We start from the raw sequence: 209 nt of genomic DNA on the forward strand, positions 1-209 counted from the left end.
TATTAAAATACACGCCATCGGCCCAGATATACACATAGCGCTTGTTCTCAAATCTGCGTTGACTCCACTGCTCATGCTCTGTTTCCCAAAGACGCTTGCAACGGCTGATCGTAGTGGACGAAAGCCCGGAGGCATCCTTGCCAAGAAGAGCCTGAAGAGCTTCCTGAAAATCACCGGTAGATATCCCTTTGAGGTAAAGCCAAGGCAGC

Annotated in this window: 1 protein-coding gene; it reads right to left on the reverse strand. The window is 49.8% G+C overall.

Going from position 1 to position 209, the window contains the following annotated elements; all coding sequences use genetic code 11:
- A partial coding sequence (locus tag JWJ90_RS24120; RefSeq protein ID WP_205229544.1) for a transposase occupies positions 1–209 on the reverse strand: 209 nt, incomplete at both ends.

It is taken from the genome of Desulfobulbus rhabdoformis, from assembly GCF_016919065.1.
Lineage (GTDB): Bacteria > Desulfobacterota > Desulfobulbia > Desulfobulbales > Desulfobulbaceae > Desulfobulbus > Desulfobulbus rhabdoformis.